Below are 17,043 nucleotides of genomic sequence, written 5' to 3'. Positions count from 1 at the left end.
GGAGAGGGATACCATGCTCACGATTATAGCGGTCACTGTTGGTTTGTTTTTTGCCATGAATATCGGTGCCAGCGGAGCAGCAGCTTCAATGGGGATCGCTTATGGCTCAGGTGTTATTAAAAACCGGATCCTGGCACTCATCCTTTGCGGAATGGCCGTTTTTTTGGGGGCATGGCTGGGTGGAGGGGAAGTTGTGAAGACGATGGGAAGCGGAATTGTACCGCAGAGTACATTCACAGAGGCGATTGCCCTCATTGTCATCGCCTCTGCAGCACTGTCCCTGTTTCTGGCTAATGTATTTGGGATTCCGCTGTCAACCAGCGAAGTAACAGTCGGTGCAGTAGTCGGAGCAGGAATCGTGTATCAATCGGTATTCGCAGGAAAGCTGGCATGGATTGTCATGTTTTGGCTCCTTACACCAGTTGTTGCCTTTATTATTGCTATTTTAGCAGCAACACTGTTGAAGAAGCCCTTCATGCAAAAATGGGTCAGCACTCCAAAGTCAATCCCGATATTAACGGTCCTTGTCATTTTTATGGGCGTGTTTGAAGCCTTCTCTGCTGGCATGAATAATGTCGCGAATGCTGTTGGACCGCTGGTTGGCGCAGGAATCATGAGCACTTCTAACGGAATCTTCTGGGGAGGATTATTCGTTGCAATAGGAGCGATTTTTCTCGGAAAAAAGGTTCTGGAAACGAATGGCAAAAAGATTACCAGTATCCGGCTGGAAGAAGGCTGTGTCATTTCGGGTACAGGTGCCGGAATCGTCATGGCAGCATCTCTTTTTGGAATTCCGGTCCCGTTAACACAAATCACGACCTCATCCATTATCGGAATCGGATTTGCCAAACAAGGCCGCTCCGTCCTAAAAAAGGATATTGTTGTCCAGCTATTGGTTGTATGGGTTGTTTCACCAGTGTTATCCATGGTTCTTTCCTACACATTCATCCAGCTGGTGATTGAGCAGAATGTGTATCCGGTCATTGCGATGCTGGGTGTACTCATCTCCGTTTTCGGAGTGAAATTTTTAATGACACAGGCACCATCAAGTGCAAGGCCGCTAACTGAAAAAAAGTAAATTCAAACAAGAAAGGTTGATGAAAAAATGGCTTTACCGAAACCTCATGGGGGAAAACTAGTTCAAGCTTTTGACTCCAATTACAATCTTGCAGGAATTGAAAAAGAAATCACGATTGATGCCATCGCACTGAGTGATCTAGAGCTGATCGGCGTTGGATTATTCAGTCCTCTGACAGGGTTCCTTGGAAAAGCGGACTATGAATCTGTTGTGGAAAAAATGAGATTAGCAGACGGAACCGTTTGGTCAATCCCTGTTACGCTCCCTGTATCACATGAAAAAGCAGAAGAGCTTACAGCTGGAGAGACATTCAAGCTTGTAAATGATGGTATTGTATATGGAGTGATTACGGTTTCCGAGTGGTTTGAACCGGACTTAAGCAAAGAAGCACGAGAAGTCTACAAGACTGAAGAACTTGCGCATCCCGGTGTAAAAAGGCTGTTTGATCGCGGACCGGTGTATGTGGCTGGTGAAGTAACGCTTGTTAAAAAGCCTGGTAAGGGTGTAGCAGAAGATGTTTGGTTTGAGCCTCAAAAAACTAGAGCGTTATTTGAAGAAAAAGGCTGGAAAACCGTTGTTGGCTTCCAAACAAGAAATCCCGTGCACCGTGCCCATGAATACATCCAAAAGGCAGCGCTGGAAACTGTAGATGGACTTTTCCTGAACCCGCTTGTCGGTGAAACAAAATCAGATGACATCCCGGCGGATGTGCGCCTGAAGAGCTATCGCGTCCTTTTGGAAAATTATTATCCCAAGGATCGTACCCAGCTGGCTGTGTATCCGGCTGCAATGAGATACGCTGGCCCACGCGAAGCCATTTTCCATGCGATTGCCCGTAAAAACTTCGGATGCACGCATTTCATTGTGGGAAGGGACCATGCCGGTGTAGGAGATTACTATGGTACTTATGATGCACAGCATATCTTCAGCAACTTTACCGAAGAGGAGCTTGGCATTAAGCCTCTATTCTTTGAACATAGCTTCTATTGCAGCAAATGCGAAGGCATGGCTTCAGATAAAACATGCCCTCACAGCAAAGAAGACCGCGTGATTCTTTCGGGTACAAAAGTAAGGGAAATGCTGCGGAACGGTGAATTGCCGCCATCCACTTTTAGCCGGAAAGAGGTTGTTGAGGTATTAATCGAAGGCATGAGAGAGAAAGAAACCGTTTGAGGAGGCAGCAAAATGACAAAAGCAACAAACATAACCTGGCATGATGCCACTATATCTAAGGAAGAGAGACGCGCACAAAACGGCCATGGCAGTGTCGTGCTTTGGTTCACAGGCCTATCCGGCTCAGGAAAATCGACCATTGCCAATGCTGTATCACATGAACTTTTTCGCCAGGGAATCAATGAATATGTCCTTGATGGAGATAATGTCCGCCATGGATTAAATAAGGATCTTGGCTTTTCAGAAAGTGACAGGAATGAAAATATCCGCCGAATTGGGGAAGTCGCCAAGCTGTTTGTCGACAGCGGAAAAATTGTCACAACAGCCTTTATCTCCCCATTCCGTTCTGACAGAGACGGCGTGCGAGCGCTTTTTGAAGAAGGGGAATTTGTTGAGGTATTCATCGACTGCCCCTTGGAAGAGTGCGAACGCCGCGATCCAAAGCAGCTTTATGTAAAAGCGCGCCGCGGGGAAATCAAGGATTTTACAGGAATTGATTCCCCTTACGAAGCACCAGATCATCCAGAAGTAACCATTCGCTCTGATCAATTCACAGTAGAAGAAGCGGTGGAACAGATTTTAACTTATCTGCGCGAAAATAATATTTTATAAAAATGCAGGAGTCTCTTTTACAGAAGAGGCTCCTTTTCTAAAATAATTCCTACTATTTCACTCCGAAAAATGGTATTATAAAAATCAATTAGAATAATAGCTTAATAAATGACTGTATAAGCATATATAAAAACAAAAACTGTTTTCGTATAGTTTGTTGCTTTTGGGTGGTTAACTGAGTATAGCCTCTGAGTTGATTGGAGCGGAGGGCACTTGACTCCTCGAAAATGCATTCGCATTTTCTTCGTACGATGTTTACTCAAGGATGCTTTTCCAATGTCCTGCGGGAGGAGAGGGGGTGAGAGACCCCACAGGCGAAGCCGAGGAGGCTCTCATTCCTCCCCGCGGGTTCGCTGCGTGCCCGCAGCGGAAATCAACGGGCATCATTTACAAACTATACAAGAATCAATGAGAAAACAGCCAAAACATAAAAACATTTTAGAAAGGGCGGTCATGAAAATGACGGGAAAAGTTTATTTAGTGGGTGCAGGTCCTGGAGATCCCGATTTAATGACTGTCAAAGGAATGCGCTGCCTTCAGGAGGCAGATGTTGTTCTTTATGATCGTCTCGTGAACCCGGAACTTTTAAAGCATGCAAAAAAAGAAGCGCAGCTCGTATACTGTGGAAAGCTTCCAAATCATCACGTTATGAAGCAGGAAACGATTAACCATCTTCTCGTGAAATATGCTAAAAAGGGCCTGCAGGTTTGCCGCTTAAAAGGCGGAGATCCCTTTGTTTTCGGCAGAGGCGGTGAAGAAGCAGAAGAATGCGTAAAAAATGGCGTCACGTTTGAAATCGTCCCGGGTATTACTGCTGGAATTGCAGCTGCAGCCTATGCAGGTATTCCTGTCACACACCGAACCTTGAGCAAGAGCTTCGCATTTGTCACCGGCCACCAAGCCGGAAATGAAGAAGCCGAGCACCAATGGGGCCATTTGGCTCATGCGGTAGATACCATTTGTGTCTACATGGGTGTATCGCATTTGCCAAACATCGTGAAAAATTTACTGAACAATGGAAAATCCCCGCAGACTCCCATTGCACTAGTACACTGGGGAACCCTTGGAGAACAGCGGACTGTAACAGGTACTCTTACCAGCATTGAAAAAAATGTAAAAGAGGCTCATATCGCAAACCCCAGTATGATTATTATTGGTGATGTCGTTAAGCTCCACGATAGAATTAATTGGTTTGAAGAAGAAGTTTTACCGAATTTGCCGGTTATGCAGGAGTTAAGTTAAGGTGTTTGTGGTATAGGAGAGAGGGAGCTGTTTCGTGTGCAGCTCTCTCTTAATTCGCTAAAATCAGGTTAGGCGCGGCTAGACTGGAAGTATGTGCGCTATTTAAGTATATTGGCGCGGGAATGAGCCATTTGAGGGGCAGCTCTAAGGTTATGTTTTTGCCGTTCAACAAGGAAAGTATTTGCAGACTAAGTTCTTCTAAACTACGCACTCTTTTTTGCTAATTTAAAATAATTACCAACGTCTCTTATTAATCTCTATCTTCCAGGAAAGGAGGACCCATATGAAAGCGATCTTATATATCGGCCATGGAACCCGTTCAAAACAGGGGGCTGCGGAAGCAAAACTTTTTATAGAAAATGTCATGAAAAAGGTTGAACATCCCATTCAGCAGCTGAGCTTTCTCGAACTCACAGAACCGTCCATAGAACAAGGGTTTGAGCACTGTGTCCTTAAAGGAGCTACCGACATAACAATAGTTCCTCTATTTCTGCTGGCAGCAGGCCATATTAAGCAGGATATTCCTGACGCACTTGACCCTTTAATAAAAAAACACCCTACTATAAACGTAACAACAGCAGATCCTTTCGGTGTACAACACCGGATTTTAGACGCTATTGCTGAGCTGGTAACCACGGTAGCTCACCCAGTTAACACTCATGATTCCATCCTTATCGTCGGCAGAGGGAGCAGCGACCCATCTATACAAGAATCATTCGACTCAATCGCACAAGGAATCAGCCAGCGGCTTGGCTTAAATGAGGTTCGTGTGTGTTATTTGGCTGCAGCGTCCCCATCTTTCAAAGAAAGTCTGGATTCCATATGTGAAAAAGCAAAAGGCAGAATCATTGTTATCCCATATCTTTTATTTGCAGGTCTTCTATTGAATGAGATTAAGAGGGAAGTAGAAAAGAAGAAGAACAGGGGACACTCGATTTTACTAACGGATGCTTTGGGAAGCCAGCAGGTTATACAGAATATTGTCATCGAAAAAGCTAACGGAAAGGAGAATGCGAGTGCAGCCGCTAGTCATTAATTTAACTGATAAAAAAATTGTTATCGCAGGCGGAGGCAGGATAGCCTTCCGTAAAGCGAAAGTGCTGGATACAGAACAGGCAGATATTATATTTATCGCGCCTGATTTTTCAAAAGATGTCATTGGGCTTGCCAATCAGAGAGGGTATGATCTTGTTCACCGTGAAGCATATCCAGAAGACTTTGAGGATGCATTCCTCACCATCCTGGCCACCAATAATCGGAAAATAAACCAGGCCCTGGCCCAATCACTTGCCCCTGCACAGCTCGTGTGTGTTGTAGATGAATCCGGCGATGGGAATGTCACATTTCCGGCTACTGTCCGCCGAGGCCATCTGCAGGTTGCTGTCACTTCAAACGGTGCCAGCCCCAAGCTTACCCGCAAGCTGAAAAAAGAATTGGAGGAGCAATTTAATGATAGCTGGACCGGATATACTGGTTTTTTGGCAGAATGCCGCGAGTATATCCGAAAGCTTCCAATCTCTTCCGATGAAAAAAATAAGCTTCTGGCAGAATTGCTTGATGACCGCTATCGTGTCCATGAAGATATCCGCCAGGAAAAATGGAACCATCTGCAATCATTACAACTTAGCTAATTGATGCAAAAACCGTGTGTTTCGCACACGGTTTTTTATTTTGTTTTATTGTGCATATACACTATGGTACATTAAAACCAATGAAGCAGGAAGGCGGCAGATAGATGGAGCTTTTAACTCATGAGCTTGCACAGGAAATAGTGGAGCGGACAATGAAAATTCTAAATAAAAATATAAACGTGATGAATGAGGAAGGCATTATCATTGGATCGGGCGATCGCAAAAGGATTAATCAGCTTCATGACGGTGCTTTGCTTGTCCTGAAAAAAGCGGAAAGTGTCGAAATTGATGAACCAAAGGCTTCAAAGCTAAAAGGGTCGAAGCCCGGAATCAATTTGCCTATTCGTTTTAATAGCCAAATCGTTGGAGTAGTCGGCATAACGGGCGAGCCGGAACAAATCCGCAATTATGCAGAGCTTGTTAAAATGGCGGCAGAACTCGTGTTAGAGCAATCTTTTTTGCTGGAGAGAGTGCAATGGAAGCAGCGTCTGCAAAGCGAGATTGTTAATCAGCTTATATCTGATGAACATCTAAATGAAGCCTGGATAAAAGAGCGTGCAGGATTTCTTGGCATCGATCTTGAACAGCCGAGAGCAGCTATCATACTTAAACAGTGCAGGCGTCCTGAAGCAGCCATACAAAAGCTCATAAGCGCCATTCATTTTGAACTCGAAAAACAAGATCTAATTGGTGTAACCTTTAATAATGAAGTTGTGATTCTTAAAGCGGGATCTCCATCTGAATGTACTGCATTTGTAAGACGTCTGGTAAACGCTCCAAAGGAGAAGATCGTTATTGGAATCGGCAATATGTCTGAAACCATCAATGAAATCAAGACATCATTTCATTTGGCACAACTAACTCTCGCTGTTGGACAAAAGCTTAACCCAGATGCAGGTTTTTACCGTTACGAGGAGTACCGATTGGAAGTTATGCTATCGAAACTGGCACAAACTGGGCAGCCTGAGAATGCTTTCTCTTTTTACGACCGGCTGCTTGAGCAGGATAAAAAGGGGGAGCTGGCGCATACCCTGGATCTTTACATAAAAGAAGGCGGAGAACTGAACAAAATTGCGGAGAGCCTATTTATTCATCGCAATACCCTCAGATACCGGCTGGATAAAGTCACAGAACTGACAGGAAAGGACCCAAGAAATATTAAAAATCTAATTGAGTTGTATATGGCAAAATTAATAAATGATCTTCGCTGATTGTGCAGATGCACAATTTATAGAAAATTCACTGCTTAAAATTTAGCAGCATACACAATGTAAAAAGCAACGAAAACGCTTACAATAAATTCATAAGCAAACAAGCACCTGGGGAGGTTTTCATATGGATGTTACTGTAAGCGCTTTAGGGGCCATTAGTGCCTTGGTTATTGCTATTCTATTAATCTTGAAAAAAGTGCCGCCTGCGTATGGGATGGTTGCCGGTGCATTAATCGGCGGGCTGATAGGCGGCGTTGATATTACGAATACAGTGAATCTAATGATGGAAGGCGCCAAAGGAATTATCCCGGCAGTCCTAAGAATTCTGGCTGCAGGTATTCTGGCAGGTGTCCTGATTGAATCAGGTGCAGCATCTTCCATTGCTGAAACCATCGTAAAAAAATTCGGAGAAACGCGTGCGCTGCTTGCGCTGGCAGTGGCGACGATGATCTTAACAATGGTTGGCGTTTTCGTAGACGTAGCCGTCATAACTGTATCACCAATCGCTCTGGCCATTGCCAAAAGAGCTAAGCTTTCAAAAATGGCCATCCTGCTTGCGATGATCGGCGGCGGTAAAGCAGGGAACATTATGTCACCAAATCCAAATGCCATTGCAGCCTCAGATGCATTTGGTGTTTCACTTACTTCCGTCATGGCTGCGGGAATCATTCCAGCTATTTTTGGACTGGCTGTTACGTACTTTATTGCCAAGAAACTCGTAAATAAAGGCTCGGCCGTGATGACTGAAGATGTGGAAATCACAGATAACACGAAGCTTCCATTATTCTTCACAGCTATGATTGCACCGCTGGTTACGATTTTTCTTTTGTCGCTGCGCCCATTATTTGAAATAAATATTGACCCCATGGTTGCTCTCCCTGCCGGAGGTATTGCGGGTGCCATTGCCATGAGAAAAACTAGAAAAATCAATGACTATGCTGTTTCCGGGCTAAGCAAAATGTCCGGCGTTGCCATTATGTTATTGGGAACTGGAACATTGGCCGGCATCATTGCCAACTCAGCGTTAAAAGATGTCATTATTAACGCATTAAGCTCATCAGGTCTTCCAGCTTATCTGCTGGCTCCTGCTTCCGGTATTTTCATGTCTGCTGCAACCGCTTCAACAACGGCTGGTACAGCTGTAGCGAGCGGAGTCTTTGGAAGCACGATTTTAGGATTGGGCGTATCTGCATTGGCTGGAGCTGCCATGATCCATGCTGGTGCCACCGTACTTGATCACTTGCCCCACGGAAGCTTTTTCCACGCAACAGCAGGCAGTGTCAATATGGACATAAAAGAACGCTTAAAACTGATGCCATACGAGTCTCTTGTCGGTCTGACACTCGCAATCATCTCAATTATCGTATTTGGAGTCTTTAAGCTTTTTGGATAAGGTGAAACAAATTGTCTTTGAAAGCTTGTAACGGAGCTGCACTGCCGTTAACGCAGGTTAATAGAAAGGGAGATGTTCAATTATGAAAATAGTAATCGCGCCTGACTCCTTTAAAGAAAGTTTATCGGCTCTCGAGGCGGCTAATGCAATTGAAAGAGGATTCAGAGCCATTTTTCCTCATGCCGAGTACATGAAAATGCCTATGGCAGACGGTGGAGAAGGTACAGTCCAATCCCTGGTTGATGCCACGAATGGAGCAATCGAGGAACGGACTGTGTCGGGACCGCTGGGAGAACCGGTTAAAGCATTCTTTGGTTTAATGGGAGATGGAAAAACAGCGGTCATTGAAATGGCAGCAGCTTCCGGTTTGCATCTCGTTCCTGCTGAAAAAAGGAACCCGCTAATCACTTCGACCAGAGGAACAGGCGAGTTAATATCAGCTGCATTGGATTTAGGCGTCAAACATATTATCATCGGAATTGGCGGAAGCGCTACAAATGATGGCGGGGCCGGAATGGTCCAGGCATTGGGAGGAAAGCTTCTAGATGAAGCAGGCAAAGAAATTGGCCCTGGCGGCGGTTCTCTCTCTCAACTTTCTTTAGTAGATTTATCCGATCTTGATGTTAGATTGAAAGACGTTCATATCGAAGTAGCCTGTGACGTGGATAACCCGTTAACCGGACCAAGAGGTGCATCTGCGATTTTCGGACCGCAAAAAGGTGCCACACCTGAAATGGTAACATTGCTGGATGATAACCTTGCCCATTATGCGGATGTGGTAGAAAAAGCGCTCGGCAAATCCTTTCGCGATTTAGAGGGTGCAGGCGCTGCAGGGGGACTTGGTGCAAGCTTACTCGCCTTTTTGAATGCTGATTTAAAAAGAGGCATTGATATTGTCCTTAACGCAGTAAATTTCGAAGCTGAAGTTCAAGATGCTGACTTGGTCATTACTGGCGAAGGGCGGATTGACAGCCAAACCATTTACGGAAAAACGCCGATCGGTGTGGCAAAAGCAGCTAAAAAATACGGGGTATCTGTAATCGGCCTTGCCGGTTCATTATCGGATGATAACCACATCGTCCATGAACATGGGATTGATTCGCTTTTCAGTATTGTGCCAGGCGTTATTTCGCTGCCTGATGCGTTTGAACATGCAGCAGTTTACATGGAAAGAGCGGCTAGAAACATCGCGGCTACTTTGAAAATGGGTAAATAAGATTTTAGGTGGGAAGCTGCGAAGTGCAGCTTCTTTTTTTGCAGAAAAAAAGGCGTAGACAGGATCCAAAGAGAATATGTTTGTAAAGAATATTTAATTGGAGGCTATGTGAATGAAAGCAATTATTGTTCCAGAATACGGCAAGCCAGAGGTACTAACTTACATGGATATAGATATTCCAAAAATCAAACCGAATCAGGTATTGATTCAAGTTGAAAAAACAAGCGTCAATTATGCTGATGTGAAATCCAGATATGGACAAGGCGGAAACGGCCGTTTTCCTTTTATTCCAGGTTTGGATGCGGCAGGAGTAATTGTTGAAACGGGTACAGAAATTTCAAGGTTTCAAAAGGGTGACCGTGTCATTGCGTTTCCCGCCGAGGGCTCGTATGCAGAATACGTGGCTGCGGATGAGAATTTGACATTTTCGATTCCGGATGAAGTCAGTTTTGAAACGGCCGCTGCCTGTCCGACGGTTTCTTTTTTATCCTATAAGATGCTCGCTGATATTGCCCGTCTTGAAAAAGGCGAAACCGTTCTGGTTCATTCTGCAGCCGGGGGAGTTGGAACCACAGCAATCCAAATGGCGAAAATCTTAGGTGCAGGAAAAGTAATCGGAACGGTTGGCAGGGAAGCAAAAGTTCCTGTTGCTCTGGAGGCAGGAGCGGATCATGTGGTGGTTTATGAAAAAGAAAATTTTGCTGATCTGGTCAATAGTCTTACAGAAGGCAAGGGTGCAGATATTATTTTGGATTCATTAGCCGGACCCATTACACAGCAAAGCTTCGACTGCCTTGCCGATTATGGACGGATGATCCAGTTTGGTAATTCAACTGGTGAAACTGGCGTTATTAAAACGAATGATCTTCATAAAAGCTGCCGCTCTGTTTTAGGCTACAGCCTGGGTACTACAAGGAAAAAACGGCCGGAAACATTGAGGGAAACGGCGAATCAGGTGATGGAATATTTAAAAAACGGCAAGCTAAACGTAAAAATTGGCCACACCTTTCCATTGAAAGAAGCAGCAGCTGCCCATCAATTAATAGAAAGCAGGCTGAGTACCGGAAAGATCATTTTGGATATACGATAAATATATTATGTAAACCAAGAGGGTGCTCCTAATATCTAGCTTAATTTGCTGTTTCGGGATTGTATCCACATTTTCGCAGAAAAGAGGATTGCTCAAGACGTTCATTAGCTTATTCTAACTAAATCTTAGGTTGTTTTATAAAAAAGAATGTTATTTTGTTTTTAAATAGATTTGTTAATAAAACAATGATAAATAAGGTTGGTTGATTGGAGCGTAAGGTGCGGGACTCCAGCGGGAGGAGTGGGACAGGTNNGAAATCAACCTCTCCTCACTATTGTTTAAAAAGCAATAATTTTTGCGAAACAGCAATTTTATAAAATTCAACCTGCAACGGAATTTCTCAGGAAGAAAAACGCTCAATTCTGCCATTCTGCGTTTGAATACCTCTTTTTAAGGAAAAAGTATCAACGACCACTACAAAAGGAGCTATTCCATGACATTAAAAATTCGAGTTTATTCTGATTATGTTTGACCATTTTGTTTTATAGCGGAGGTTCCGCTGAATGAAGCGATTAAAGGCAAAGATGTGGAAGTGGAATGGATGCCTTATGAGTTAAGGCCATATCCGAATGAAACGCTGAAGCCTGAAGGGGATTACCTGCAATCTACCTGGAAAAACTTTGTTTATCCTATGGCCGATCAGTTCGGCGTAAAAATAGTTTTGCCGCACGTATCGCCGCAGCCCCATACCCACCTGGCTTTCGAAGGCTTTCAATTCGCCAAAGAACATGGAAAGGGTAATGAGTACAACCATCGAATGTTCACAGCCTTTTTCCAGGATGAGCTGGATATAGGGAATATTGAGGTCCTGACAAAAGTAGCCGCCGAATTGAGCTTGGACCAGAATGCTTTTCAGGTATCGCTGGAAACAAGAAAATATAAGGATGTCCATAAAGAAGCACTCAGACATGCCTATAATGAAGCGGAAATTCAGGCTGTGCCAACCTTTAAGATAGGAAATACGATATTGTCAGGTGCACGCCAAAAGGAAATGATTGAAAAGGCGATCGAAGAAGAGATGATTCGGAAAAATGGTAAATCTGATTCCAATGGTTTCGCATGCGGACCAGAGGGATGCAGCTAAAAGGAGAGAAGCCAATGTCAAAGGATCCCATTGAATTAACCAAAATGACTATTTATCCGGAAGATACAGCGAATAAGGTGAAAAGCGCGTACATAAGCGGCTTTCAGCAGCCTGTTTATTTTGGTGTCCACGGCGGCGTCAAGCAATTTTATGGTGTTGAACCGGAAGTGGAGTATCCCTCTACACTTGACCATATTGTTGCAGCTGCAGGCGGCTGACTGGTTGGAACATTAGCAGGCGCGCTGGAGGCGCGTGAAATTCCAATTACGAGAGAAAAATTGCAGGCTGACGTACAGGGTGTAATTGAGGCACCAGAAGGAGTCTTGAAAATTACCACTATACGCACAAAATTCAAGCTGCTAATTCCTAAAGGAAAAAAAGAAGCAGCAGAGCGGGCCCTAAATGTCTTCGAAAAAGCCTGTCCTGTTGCACAGACTCTTAAGGGGGCAATAAACCTGGAAAACACATGGGAAATTACGGAAGAATAAATAAAAAGGACTGAATTTCAGTCCTTTTTATTGTCCCCAAACCACCATAAAAATAAAATAAGCCCCCATTGTCAACAATGCTACCGGAACGCCAAAAGCTGCCCATTCTTTGCTTGTAATTTGCAGCTTGCCTGCTGCAATTATATTCGGAATATTACCGGGGATTAGCATACCCCCGCTTATGAGAAGTCCGAGCAGAATCGATTTTACAGTAAAATGATCCATAGATGGACTGATTTCGGCGGCTGCGAGCGTTGCATTATCCAAAACGGCTGAAATCATATTGATCCAGTACAGCAGCAACGGGTTTAAACCAATCAGGAAATGATTAATCAGCGTTTCAAATCCTGCACCCAAAAAAGTCAATCCCATTACGAAAAAATAAATCTTCAGGGCACGAACAAGAATCTCTTCATAGCTCTCACCAGCTGGCTTTTTGCTGAAAGACCCTCTTCCTGACACAGGCCGTTTTACAAAATGGGCTGCCAAAATCCCGAAAAAAAGTAATGCTATCCCAATCTGTGATCCCACCAACTCCAGCAAAAAGAAAAAGTCTTCATTTAATTTGCTGATGGCAATGGTGGAAAGCGGCTCTCCGATCGGTGTCAGAGCAGCTCCGAGCCCGATTGAAAAACAAGCGAGGACTGTAAGTCGTATTTCAGACGCCCGATCAAGGCGAAGGGCACTGACAACTAGAACTAACACTAACGCGGCAATTATTGCTGTAATGATGCTCGAGATTAAGCCAAGCAAAATGACTACCAAAGCTGCAAATAAGCGAAAGGGCAGCCTGCGGCTCACTGAAAGTATGCAGCTTTCCAGCTTTACCTGAAACCATTTAAAAAGCAAGCCGGCTACAAAAACGGCAGCTGTAATATTTATAGGGTCATAAGCTGCTTTTAAAAAGAGTGTGTCATTCATCACACCGCTTGCAAAAGCAGCAGACAGACCCATCACGAACAGAAACATCTCGAGGTTTTTTTCCACATGATCCGAGATAAACGGCAGCAGCAGGACGACAATGAAAATAACCAGTAAACCAATAATCATTATCTATCTCCAATTGGTTATTTTCCAAGTGAAGCACAAGGAATACTACAATCGTATGCTGCAAATGGGACAAACTTTCCATAAAAAAATCCCTGCGCTGACTGCGCTGGGGATTTTAATAAAGAAAATCAGCTATAATCATTTAACACTGTTCCTGTTATGTCAAATTCAGGCTCCAGGCTTTGCATGGCATTTGAAGAATTAGGAGTTGTCCCGGCGGTATTCATTTCCTCATTCACAGAAGTTATTGGGGGAGTTTGACTGCGTTCATTTTTTTCTCGGCTATCCAACAAGATCATCAACTCCTTTACAATATTTGTTTTTTTATTTCCTATTTATTACATATATTCAAACATGTAATTTTTGGAAGTTGTTTAAGGGAGATATTTTTATCATTCCCATAGCAGGAGATTTTATGTTATTAATGTATACATTATAGATGGGAAATTTGGCTGGGGGGCGAAATGATGAATTTGGCAAAATTCGAAAACCAAATGAAGGATGTCATTCTGAAGCGCGGGAAAGATTACTTTAATAAAGGCCGTGTATTAGAGATGAAGAAGGCTGGAGAAAATCAATATATTGTCACTATAAAAGGGACGGATTTATACACAGTTACTGTAAAACTGGATGACAATGATAAAATCATCACGGCTGGTTGTGATTGTCCGTATGATATGTCACTCTATTGCAAGCACATTGGAGCTGCTCTTTTTGCCTTAAGAGATCGTAAATCGGCTCAAAAGCAGCCAAAAAGAAAAGCATTTAAAGCAGGGAAATCAAAAGAGCCGGAATTGGAAACGATTTTGGCTGGTTTGCAAAAGGAAGAATTAGCTTCAATCATTTTAAAAATATCAGAAGAGAATCCTCAAATTAAGAAGGAAATCATATTCAAGTATGCACCGGTGGAGGATGAAGCTGCAGCAAGCAAAAAACTGATCCGAGAGTATATTAATTCTGCTAAAAGAAGCGGATTCATCCATTGGCGGGATGTCGATTATGCTCTCCAGGGAGCAAATATTACACTTGGAAAGGCCAAAAAGAAATTGGATCAAGGTGATCTGCAGGGCGCAATCGGGCTAAACATAGCCATTTTATCAATTGTAGTTGGAATCATTGGCTACACAGATGATTCCAACGGATCTGTAGGAGATGTTATCCACGAAAGTTTATCCCAAATAGAAGAGGCAGCCAGACATGCCGGATCCAAAAGCGATGAAAAAGAACTGAATTCCATTTTTAAAATGATACTTAAAGAAGCAATGCTAAAACGCTACGATGGCTTGGAAGATTGGAGATATAGTCTTTTAAGAGCATGCTCTTATTTTACTAACAGAAAAGAACTGCGCGACAAGCTGGAAAAACAGCTGGAACAGCTATTAGACCATAGTAACCCAGTGCCGTGGAGAGCTGAATACCACAATAAAGAAATTAAGCTCCTGCAATTTGATCTCATTGCCATGAATGACAGTGAAGAAGAGATTGAGGATTTCATATTTCAAAACATTAATTACAGCGATTTTAGAGAAAAAGCGGTAAAACTTGCTCTAGAGAATAGGGAGTATGATAAAGCTATTTCCCTTTGTATTGAAGGCGAAAAAAAAGATCATCAATATCCTGGGCTTATAAGCAAGTGGAAAAAGTACCTTTATAAGACATATGAAATGTCAGGTGACCTTGATAGTCAGAAAGAATTGGGGCTTCAACTGGTTTACAACGAAGGTGCAGAATACTTCTATAAATTGAAAAAGCTTTATTCAGCTGATGAATGGATACCAGTACTGCAAGAGATCATTTCCAAATTTGAAAAGAGTCCTTATACTTCAATGGTATATGAAGAAATCATGATACATGAAGACTTAAACGAGGATTTATTGAATTATTGCCGAACACATCCTTCTATGATTGAAAAGCTCTACCCTTACCTGATTGACGAGTATTTTGAAGAAGTTAATGAAATATATTCGGGCTATATTGAAAATAGTGTCCGAAATGCCAACGAAAGGCGTCTATACAAGCAATCCTGCAAGATTATTAAGAACTATAAGAAAATAATGGGTGATGGACATGCTGAAGCTTTAATAACAAAGTTAAAGAAGGAATATGTTAGGCGTCCTGCGCTGTTGGACGAGCTAAATAAGAATAAATGAGAAAAGTCTGCCTGCTTTAGCAGACTTTTTTTGCTGTTTTTTGACTATTCACTTCTTTGAACTTATCCCTTTCAATATGTTAAGATATTATTTTATTTTAACACTTACTTAAAGATATTAAATAGATTTCTAGAGAGGAAGTTCAGCTTGGATAAACGCATCTATTTATTGGCGATTATTTCGTTTGTTGTTGGTATGGTGGAACTGATTATTGGAGGTCTGCTGGACCTTGTTGCTGACGATCTTGGTATCAGCCTTGGACAGGCCGGTCTTCTGATAACTGTCTTTTCACTTGCTTTTGCCATAGCAGCGCCTATATTGCTTACCTTAACTGTTAAAATGGAGCGTAGCCGCTTAATGATGATTTCCTTAGTCGTGTTTTTAGCGGGGAATATCGTGGCTGTTTTCAGTCCATTCTATAGTGTTTTATTAGTTGGACGAATTCTGGCAGCCGCAAGCGGTTCGCTGTTGATAGCTTTATGTATGACAATGGCATCTTATATCGTAACTGAACAATACCGTGCACGTGCAATTGGGATTGTGTTTATGGGAATCAGTGCCTCCCTTGTACTGGGTGTGCCGATCGGACTTATGCTTGGAAATGCGTTCGGATGGCGTGCACCCTTTGTCCTTATTTCTGTATTGACAGTATTATCTATGGCAGGCGTTTATTTCTTCATGGGAAAAGTAGCTCCAAAGCCTGCAGTGCCGATTGGTGAACAGCTTCGGACGCTGAAAAGCCGTAAAATTGCGCTTACACAGACTACGTCTTTCTTATTGATGGCCGGCCATTTAACTTTTTATGGGTATTTAACACCATTTCTAAAAATGAAAATGGGGCTCGATGGCAATTGGGTCAGCATCGTGTACTTAATCTTTGGGATTGCGGCCGTAATTGGAGGAGGAATTGGCGGATTGATGGCTGATCGTTTTGGTGCAAAGCCTGTCATCTTAACGTTAATTGCGCTGTTCGGAGTAACCATTTTTTCGTTGCCGTTCGCAGCCTTTTCATTACCGCTCTTCCTGATAGTCGTCATCATCTGGAGCATGCTAAGCTGGGCTATTACACCAGCCATACACAGCTATCTGATTGAAGTATCTCCGCAAACATCAGATATTCAGCAAACTTTGAACAACTCTGCTGTTCACATGGGAATGGCATTCGGCAGCATGATCGGTGGAATCATGATTGAATCAACTTCCGTCGAACTCAATGCAGCTGCCGGAAGTGTCTTTATTGTCATCGCCCTTGGAACGGCTGCACTTTCCATGGCGAAAAGAGAAAGACCGCTAACAGCTGCAGAAAGCTTTAAAAAGTAAGCTATGTTACATTAGCCTGTTGATTTCCGATGCATGAGCTCCCTTCCATGGGGAAAGCCAAAGGAATCTCGGGCCATTCGCTCCAATCAACATGGTCTAAATTGAACTGTAAGCTTTAATACAGGCAAAAGAAAAAAACGCCAGACTCTCTAATTAACGGGTTCGGTTTTCGAGTACAAAAACTTAATTAGCAAACAAATTAGCAGTCCAATTCGCAACTGAATTGGACTGCATCTTTTTTGTTGAATATTAAGGCTTTTTATAAATGTAATGGTATTTTAGCACCATAATTCGCACCTTTTTTA

17 protein-coding genes are annotated in these 17,043 nt (G+C 43.0%); 15 read left to right on the top strand and 2 right to left on the bottom strand.

What is annotated here, in order from left to right; genetic code table 11:
* The first annotated feature begins 13 nt into the window (after positions 1 to 13).
* From J7I93_RS10865 to J7I93_RS10805, 13 genes are all read left to right on the top strand, one after another.
* Positions 14 to 1,078, top strand: coding sequence for a sulfate permease (locus tag J7I93_RS10865; RefSeq protein ID WP_214725883.1), 1,065 nt, complete (start codon positions 14 to 16; stop codon positions 1,076 to 1,078).
* Between the two features lie 27 nt (positions 1,079 to 1,105).
* Positions 1,106 to 2,251: a sulfate adenylyltransferase gene (gene sat, locus J7I93_RS10860; RefSeq protein WP_214725882.1), complete on the top strand. Its 1,146-nt coding sequence runs from the start codon at positions 1,106 to 1,108 to the stop codon at positions 2,249 to 2,251.
* 12 nt (positions 2,252 to 2,263) lie between these two features.
* On the top strand, positions 2,264 to 2,863 hold the full coding sequence (gene cysC / locus J7I93_RS10855) for an adenylyl-sulfate kinase (protein ID WP_214725881.1): 600 nt from the start codon (positions 2,264 to 2,266) through the stop codon (positions 2,861 to 2,863).
* Positions 2,864 to 3,322: 459 nt separating this feature from the next.
* The gene (gene cobA / locus J7I93_RS10850) at positions 3,323 to 4,105 is read left to right on the top strand and encodes a uroporphyrinogen-III C-methyltransferase (RefSeq protein WP_214725880.1); all 783 of its coding nucleotides are present in this window, start codon (positions 3,323 to 3,325) and stop codon (positions 4,103 to 4,105) included.
* A gap of 253 nt (positions 4,106 to 4,358) precedes the next feature.
* Entirely contained in the window at positions 4,359 to 5,141 is a 783-nt protein-coding gene (locus J7I93_RS10845; RefSeq protein ID WP_353050267.1) for a sirohydrochlorin chelatase, read from the top strand.
* The gene (locus tag J7I93_RS10840; protein WP_214725878.1) at positions 5,122 to 5,736 is read left to right on the top strand and encodes an NAD(P)-dependent oxidoreductase; all 615 of its coding nucleotides are present in this window, start codon (positions 5,122 to 5,124) and stop codon (positions 5,734 to 5,736) included. Before J7I93_RS10845 ends, J7I93_RS10840 begins: the two co-directional genes overlap by 20 nt.
* A gap of 104 nt (positions 5,737 to 5,840) precedes the next feature.
* Positions 5,841 to 6,947 carry a sugar diacid recognition domain-containing protein gene (locus tag J7I93_RS10835; RefSeq protein ID WP_214725877.1) on the top strand — a complete coding sequence of 369 codons (1,107 nt, stop codon included), beginning with the start codon at positions 5,841 to 5,843 and terminating at the stop codon, positions 6,945 to 6,947.
* A gap of 124 nt (positions 6,948 to 7,071) precedes the next feature.
* Positions 7,072 to 8,340: a GntP family permease gene (locus J7I93_RS10830; protein ID WP_214725876.1), complete on the top strand. Its 1,269-nt coding sequence runs from the start codon at positions 7,072 to 7,074 to the stop codon at positions 8,338 to 8,340.
* An 82-nt stretch (positions 8,341 to 8,422) separates the two neighbouring features.
* Positions 8,423 to 9,556: a glycerate kinase gene (locus tag J7I93_RS10825; protein ID WP_214725875.1), complete on the top strand. Its 1,134-nt coding sequence runs from the start codon at positions 8,423 to 8,425 to the stop codon at positions 9,554 to 9,556.
* Between the two features lie 112 nt (positions 9,557 to 9,668).
* Positions 9,669 to 10,646, top strand: coding sequence for a quinone oxidoreductase family protein (locus tag J7I93_RS10820; RefSeq protein ID WP_214725874.1), 978 nt, complete (start codon positions 9,669 to 9,671; stop codon positions 10,644 to 10,646).
* Between the two features lie 433 nt (positions 10,647 to 11,079).
* Positions 11,080 to 11,730, top strand: a complete 651-nt coding sequence (locus J7I93_RS10815) for a DsbA family oxidoreductase (protein ID WP_214725873.1) — start codon at positions 11,080 to 11,082, stop codon at positions 11,728 to 11,730.
* A 14-nt stretch (positions 11,731 to 11,744) separates the two neighbouring features.
* Positions 11,745 to 11,948, top strand: coding sequence for a hypothetical protein (locus tag J7I93_RS10810; protein ID WP_110062934.1), 204 nt, complete (start codon positions 11,745 to 11,747; stop codon positions 11,946 to 11,948).
* Positions 11,949 to 12,218, top strand: a complete 270-nt coding sequence (locus tag J7I93_RS10805; RefSeq protein ID WP_214725905.1) for an OsmC family protein — start codon at positions 11,949 to 11,951, stop codon at positions 12,216 to 12,218. It abuts the gene before it with no gap.
* A gap of 27 nt (positions 12,219 to 12,245) precedes the next feature.
* Here J7I93_RS10805 and J7I93_RS10800 read toward each other — a convergent pair whose 3' ends face one another.
* Both J7I93_RS10800 and J7I93_RS10795 read right to left on the bottom strand, forming a co-directional pair.
* Positions 12,246 to 13,268, bottom strand: a complete 1,023-nt coding sequence (locus J7I93_RS10800; protein WP_214725871.1) for a DUF1646 family protein — start codon at positions 13,266 to 13,268, stop codon at positions 12,246 to 12,248.
* Between the two features lie 128 nt (positions 13,269 to 13,396).
* The gene (locus J7I93_RS10795) at positions 13,397 to 13,561 is read right to left on the bottom strand and encodes a hypothetical protein (protein ID WP_214725870.1); all 165 of its coding nucleotides are present in this window, start codon (positions 13,559 to 13,561) and stop codon (positions 13,397 to 13,399) included.
* 171 nt (positions 13,562 to 13,732) lie between these two features.
* On the opposite strand from J7I93_RS10795, the gene J7I93_RS10790 reads away from it, so the two are divergent.
* Both J7I93_RS10790 and J7I93_RS10785 read left to right on the top strand, forming a co-directional pair.
* Positions 13,733 to 15,418 (top strand): SWIM zinc finger family protein, encoded by a 1,686-nt coding sequence (locus tag J7I93_RS10790; RefSeq protein WP_214725869.1) that lies wholly within the window; start codon positions 13,733 to 13,735, stop codon positions 15,416 to 15,418.
* Positions 15,419 to 15,565: 147 nt separating this feature from the next.
* Positions 15,566 to 16,738 (top strand): MFS transporter, encoded by a 1,173-nt coding sequence (locus J7I93_RS10785; protein ID WP_214725868.1) that lies wholly within the window; start codon positions 15,566 to 15,568, stop codon positions 16,736 to 16,738.
* Positions 16,739 to 17,043 lie beyond the last annotated feature (305 nt).

The organism is Bacillus sp. ISL-47 (assembly GCF_018613175.1).
Lineage (GTDB): Bacteria > Bacillota > Bacilli > Bacillales > Cytobacillaceae > Cytobacillus.
The sequence above is the reverse complement of the archived record's forward strand: the minus strand, read 5'-3'. Positions and strand labels throughout refer to the sequence as shown.

Bases quoted from the DNA above. Each gene is read 5' to 3' on its own strand.
- J7I93_RS10865 (WP_214725883.1), top strand. From the start codon at position 14: ATGCTCACGATTATAGCGGTCACTGTTGGTTTGTTTTTTGCCATGAAT.
- sat (WP_214725882.1), top strand. From the start codon at position 1,106: ATGGCTTTACCGAAACCTCATGGGGGAAAACTAGTTCAAGCTTTTGAC.
- cysC (WP_214725881.1), top strand. From the start codon at position 2,264: ATGACAAAAGCAACAAACATAACCTGGCATGATGCCACTATATCTAAG.
- cobA (WP_214725880.1), top strand. From the start codon at position 3,323: ATGACGGGAAAAGTTTATTTAGTGGGTGCAGGTCCTGGAGATCCCGAT.
- J7I93_RS10835 (WP_214725877.1), top strand. From the start codon at position 5,841: ATGGAGCTTTTAACTCATGAGCTTGCACAGGAAATAGTGGAGCGGACA.
- J7I93_RS10830 (WP_214725876.1), top strand. From the start codon at position 7,072: ATGGATGTTACTGTAAGCGCTTTAGGGGCCATTAGTGCCTTGGTTATT.
- J7I93_RS10825 (WP_214725875.1), top strand. From the start codon at position 8,423: ATGAAAATAGTAATCGCGCCTGACTCCTTTAAAGAAAGTTTATCGGCT.
- J7I93_RS10820 (WP_214725874.1), top strand. From the start codon at position 9,669: ATGAAAGCAATTATTGTTCCAGAATACGGCAAGCCAGAGGTACTAACT.
- J7I93_RS10810 (WP_110062934.1), top strand. From the start codon at position 11,745: ATGTCAAAGGATCCCATTGAATTAACCAAAATGACTATTTATCCGGAA.
- J7I93_RS10800 (WP_214725871.1), bottom strand. From the start codon at position 13,268: ATGATTATTGGTTTACTGGTTATTTTCATTGTCGTCCTGCTGCTGCCG.
- J7I93_RS10790 (WP_214725869.1), top strand. From the start codon at position 13,733: ATGATGAATTTGGCAAAATTCGAAAACCAAATGAAGGATGTCATTCTG.